At 64.1% G+C, this 5,181-nt stretch carries 4 protein-coding genes; 3 read left to right on the top strand and 1 reads right to left on the bottom strand.

Annotated features, from left to right (window positions below):
• The coding region (locus AHiyo1_RS08800; protein WP_216363158.1) for a recombinase family protein at positions 1-628 on the top strand (628 nt) is incomplete at its 5' end.
• Between the two features lie 619 nt (positions 629-1,247).
• Here the strand turns inward: AHiyo1_RS08800 and AHiyo1_RS08795 are convergent.
• Positions 1,248-2,219, bottom strand: coding sequence for an MIP/aquaporin family protein (locus tag AHiyo1_RS08795; RefSeq protein ID WP_059388308.1), 972 nt, complete (start codon positions 2,217-2,219; stop codon positions 1,248-1,250).
• A 244-nt stretch (positions 2,220-2,463) separates the two neighbouring features.
• Here AHiyo1_RS08795 and AHiyo1_RS08790 point away from each other — a divergent pair, with 244 nt between their 5' ends.
• Positions 2,464-2,853 carry a hypothetical protein gene (locus AHiyo1_RS08790; RefSeq protein WP_059388307.1) on the top strand — a complete coding sequence of 130 codons (390 nt, stop codon included), beginning with the start codon at positions 2,464-2,466 and terminating at the stop codon, positions 2,851-2,853.
• A gap of 327 nt (positions 2,854-3,180) precedes the next feature.
• Positions 3,181-4,365: an FAD-dependent monooxygenase gene (locus AHiyo1_RS08785; protein WP_059388309.1), complete on the top strand. Its 1,185-nt coding sequence runs from the start codon at positions 3,181-3,183 to the stop codon at positions 4,363-4,365.
• The last annotated feature ends 816 nt before the right edge of the window (positions 4,366-5,181 follow it).

Below are 5,181 nucleotides of genomic sequence, written 5' to 3'. Positions count from 1 at the left end.
CGCCCGTTGCTCCCACGCGACCCGGGAACTCCAGTCCCAGCTCGATGCACTGGCCGCGTACGGCATTCCGCGCGAAAAGATCTTCGCCGAGAAGGTCTCCAGCCACCTGCGCGTGCGTCCGAAGTTCGAAGCCGCGTTGCAGGCAGCCCGGCAGATCAAGGTCCATGCCCCGCATTGCCGGGTCATCTTGACCGTCTGCGAGATGAAACGGCTGGGGCGGGATTCCGCCGAGCTGACCGCGCTGGCCGATCACCTCAGCGCACACGGGATCGCCCTGGAGATCCTCGCCGGGCCACTCACCGGGATCTACGACCCGGCCGGCACCGGCAGGGTGCTGTTCGCGTTTTTCGCCGCGATGGCCGAAACCGAACGCGAGAACATCCGCGAAGCCACCCTCGAAGGCCTCAACCCGGCCCGCAGGAAAAACCACGGAGGCCGGCCCCCGGTCATCACCGAGGACATGCTGCACACCCTGCTGCGCCGCCGCGCGGACGGTGACTCCCTCCACGACATCCGCCTCGACCTGATCATCCCCGCCGGAAAACACAAAGGCCGCAACCCCAGCATGGCCAGCATCTACCGGGCGCTCAGAGCACCAGAAACGCCGGGCCCACCCTCAAGCCGTTGACCAGGCTCACGCCTACTTCGCCACGCTCCCGCCGAGCACCCGACGCGACGAACCGACCAGGCTGCCCTGGTAAGCCCTATCCGCCCGATTTTCAGCGAGTACTTCGGCGAACCCTAGGAGCATCGTGGGCACCGCAAAAGCTACTTCCTTACGGTGATTTTCCTGCACATTCGACGCTCCTATAGTTGTCAAACGTAAGGTACCGGTCCGGCAGCTCTGTTTCTGCTGTCCACAACCGAGGACAATTCCTCAAGGGTTGCCCACAGCTACCGCTGGCCGGGGGAGCTACTCAATGGCTCCCAGAATTCCCGCCGTGGATAACCCGAATTGAACCCTGCCGTGGACAGCTCAAAGTCACCTCAATGCAAGATCGACGTGCCCCGGCCGGTCTCCGTTCGCAGGCGTAAATTGATGAATGGTGTCGCCCGGAGCCTGCCACAGGTCTCCCACACGGAAGGTGTGGAACCGCCAAAATCACCGAATGGGGTACCCGAACCTCCTCTTCGCAAGGTAGGGCACAGCAGCAGACGGCCGTCGGGACTGCCACGTAACGCTGCGATTCGCAGCTCCCGGGTCCCACGCGGCCGGTGCTGGCGTGGCCGCTTGCTTGGCCTTGTTTTTAGGCTGCCCGTTTCGGTTCGGACGCCGGGGCGATGTCTGCGCCCGCCCGTCCGGGAAGCGTGGGTTCCGCCAGCAGGGTGCGCGCGTGGAGCACGTCCCCGATGAACCAGTCGTAGATCAGGACACCGATGACTCCGCCGACGAGGGGGCCGACGATCGGGATCCAGAAATACCAGCTGAACGCTCCGTCAACGGTGCCCGGCAGGGCCGTCTGTCCCCATCCGGCGAGCCAGGCAAACAGCCGTGGTCCGAAGTCACGGGCGGGGTTGATGGCGTATCCGGCGTTCGCGCCCACGGACATGCCGATCGCCGCCACGGCCAGCCCGATCATGAACGGGCCGAGGTTTGCCTGTACGGCCGTGTTGCGCATGTCGATGATGGCCACGACGAACAGGACGAGGAAAGCCGTGCCGACAATCTGGTCGACCAGTGGACCCACGGGATTTCCGTTGAAGTACGGTGCCGGGAAGGTGGCGAAAATGGAGTAGGTCGCCAGTCCCTTTGGATCCGAGCGCCCGGTGCCGGCAGCCTTGTTATAGGCGTCGATGGCATCGTGGTAGAGCAGGTACACCAGCGCGGCGCCGGCGAAGGCCCCGACAATCTGGGCAAGGATGTACGGGCCTACCTTCTTCCACGGAAACTTCCGCCGGACCGCGAAAGCGACCGTCACGGCCGGATTGATGTGTGCCCCGCTGACCCCGCCGCCGACGTAGATTGCCATCGTTACGGCGATGGCCCATCCCCACGTGATCAACAACCAGTCGCCGGCGGCCATGAAGATCGTGGTCGACGTCGCGGCCCGTCCCGAGCCGGGCAACGCGGCAACCGCCATGGCCACGACGCCGTCGCCGAAAGCGATCAGGACAAACGTGCCGAGGAACTCGGCGAGGAGTTCACCCCAAGTACCACCCAGTTGCTTGAGGCCGCTTCCCTTGCGGACTGCGTTCCTTAGTGGACTGACATCACTCATTCCGAGTGCCTCCTTGAGTCATCCGATTCACCATTGGAAATTGATAACCCCAGCAATTTCATGGTAATGCGAACGATCTGCGGTAACCAGTCGATTGCCTTGGGTAACCAACGATTTCCCCTGGCATCCATGGGCCAAAGCGTTCCCGTGCCGGCCACCGTTCCCTGTCGCGGAACAACGGTCCTCGCTAGACTTAAAGCGCGCTGTAGAAAGACGCGGAGTTCGTTTCGGGAAAGGCACGAACATGACCGACAACAGCAGCTTCGAAGACACTGTCGATGAGACGGGCACGGCGAAGAAGCCAGAAGAACCAGACCTGCGGGGCCGATATGTCGAAGGCGACTATGGCTCAGCCGGGATACAGAGCGGCCGCCATACGGACGACGAGGAAGGCCAATACATCGAAGGGGATTACGGTGCGGCCGGCAGCGAAGGCGGACTGCCCGAACCCCTTGGAGAAAAGGCCAGGGAGTCGGGACGCTATGTAAAGGCCGACTTCGGCGACACCGGATCGACCCCCGGCCGCACCGCCGAGTCCGAGATCGGCCGGTATTCAGAGGGCGACTACGGTACTGACGGCACCGTGGACCCGCTCCGCAAACCCGGCACCGGTTCCGGAACACAGCACAAGTAAGCACCGGCCCTGCCGAACCGGGCTTACCACTCAGCACCGGCAGGGAATCGGCGCGCGATGCCGTAAAAACCCAACCCGCTCAGAAGGCCCCTAGGGTCAATACCGGCACAGCACCGTTGTTCCTGACTCTGCCGCAAGTGGGCAGCACACGGAATCGGAGATTCTTAGCCGCCCGGACCTCCCGTTCTCAACCGGAATCCCAACCGTTGGAATGAATCCTTGCTCTGGACAGGCACGGGAAGAACAGTCAAGAATGAGCCAGCACGGGCCATCGGGACCCTGCCCGGGCTCCTCCTGCCCGGCTCGACTGATGATTCGGGACCGAAGATGAAGGCAGTTATTGTCGGGGCAGGGATCGCGGGACTCGTCGCCGCCCGCCAGCTCGGTTTGGCCGGCTGGGACGTGGAGCTCCTCGAGAAGTCGGCAGCTACGCGCCCCGATGGTTACATGATGGACTTCTTCGGTCCGGGAGTGGAGGCCTCGGAGAGGATCGGTCTCTACCCGCGGCTCGCTGCCGTTGCCTATCACGTCGAGGAGGCAGAGTATCTCGACCCGACGGGACGGCCCGCGTGCAGCGTCGACTATGACCAGTTCGCACGGCTTGCCGGCGGGAAGATCCTGAGCCTCCTGCGTCCTGACATGGAGCGCGCCGCCCTCGCTGCGCTCGAGGACGTGGCCCCCGCCCGGGTGCGGCTCCGCTACGGCGCGCCGGTCTCCGGGGTGTGGCGGGATGATGCCGGGATCCGGGTTGCCATCGATGGCTCCCCTTGCACGCTTGCCGCGGACGTCCTCATCGGCGCCGATGGGATCCATTCCACCGTGCGCGCCCTGGGGTTCGGAGCCGAAGAGGAATACCTGCGGCCCCTGGGTATGCGTGCGGCCGCATTCATCGTGACCGAACCGCTCCTGAATGCCCGGTTCCGGAACCGGTTCGTCCTGACCGACAGCATCGACCGGGTCGCAGGGCTTTACAGCCTCCGCTCGGACGAGGTCGCGGTATTCATGGTCTACCGGGAAAGCACACACGCGCTGGGATACCTGCGGCCCGGGAGTCCGCGGGAGCGGCTGCGCCGCGAATTCGCAGGACTCGGCGACACGGTCGACAGGATTCTCGAACTGTGCCCGGAACATCCGTACGACGATATTGTCGCGCAGGTTGTCATACCGGGCTGGCAGACGGGAGGGACCGTTCTCGTGGGGGACGCCTGCGGGGCCGTGTCGCTCCTCGCGGGTCAAGGCGGCTCACTTGCCATCGCCGGTGCCGCCCTCCTCGGGGACATCCTCGGACCCGTGAACACATCTGAAGGGATCGGCCCGGCCCTCGCCGACTTCGAGCGACGCTGGAGACCCGTGGTTGAGGAGGCCCAGGCAGCCGGGCGACGGGCAGCGTCGTCGTTCCTCCCGGCAAACCGGACTCAGCGCCTCCTGCGCCGGTGGGTCATAAGGGCATCCCATCTGCCTGGAATCGACCGGCTGATAGCCCGCCAGATCGTGGGCAAGATCGCAAGGTGAGGCCTGACGAACTAGCTCTGGTTGGAAGAACTCCTCGCCCAAGCCGGAGAGGACGGTTAACGCCTTCAGGAGTTCATCTGTCCTCCCGGACGAGTTCATTGCCTCTCGTCGTCCCAGGCAGCCTCCCGCAACAGCCGCCCGATCAGGACTGCAAGCCCTGCCCTGGCCGGACGGGCTAGAAAACCAGGTGACTCCGGCCACAACGGACCGAAGTGCCGGAGAGGCGCTCTAGATCGGTTGACAACATCATTGAGATTCCTTAGCTACGTTCAAGGCCAGCAAGAATTCCACAGCCCTAGGGCATTCGTGTCGTTGGCGAGATACCCTGGGACTGTTCGGACACAGGCGCGTTTGCCGCCGGCACGCCTCGGGAGATCCATTCGGAGGGTCATTCGGATGTTGGTTGGGGTCCCGGGTGATGCAGACAAGGCTTTCCTGCGGCCATAAGCCCAGGGTGTGTCCGATGAAGCGGAGGACATCGGCAGGGGTCTTGATGGTGAGCGCTTCTATGGTCCTTCTCTTTCCAAGGTGGCGCCGGCCGTGGCCGTTACGTTCCGGCATCGTTCTGATACGGAGACCGCTGCTGGGCGTGGGGGCCGGAGTGCAACTTGGGGAACCGGGAACAATCCAAAAGTTCGCGAGGAAATAAGCGGAGCGCCGAGCGAAGTTTTGGATTGCGAGCGGCGCAAAGCGCCCTGGTTGCGCGGAGGACCCGCCCAGCGATGATCGAGCATCAGAATGACAAACAGCTAAGATTCTTCTGGCTGTCCGTGGTCAACGGCGTGCGGCCCCGCACGACCCCGGGGTCCTGCGCCC

This window comes from Arthrobacter sp. Hiyo1 (assembly GCF_001263615.2).
Lineage (GTDB): Bacteria > Actinomycetota > Actinomycetes > Actinomycetales > Micrococcaceae > Arthrobacter.
The sequence above is the reverse complement of the archived record's forward strand: the minus strand, read 5'-3'. Positions and strand labels throughout refer to the sequence as shown.

Coding starts and splice junctions, on each gene's coding strand:
- AHiyo1_RS08795 (WP_059388308.1), bottom strand. CDS start 2,219: ATGAGTGATGTCAGTCCACTAAGGAACGCAGTCCGCAAGGGAAGCGGC.
- AHiyo1_RS08790 (WP_059388307.1), top strand. CDS start 2,464: ATGACCGACAACAGCAGCTTCGAAGACACTGTCGATGAGACGGGCACG.
- AHiyo1_RS08785 (WP_059388309.1), top strand. CDS start 3,181: ATGAAGGCAGTTATTGTCGGGGCAGGGATCGCGGGACTCGTCGCCGCC.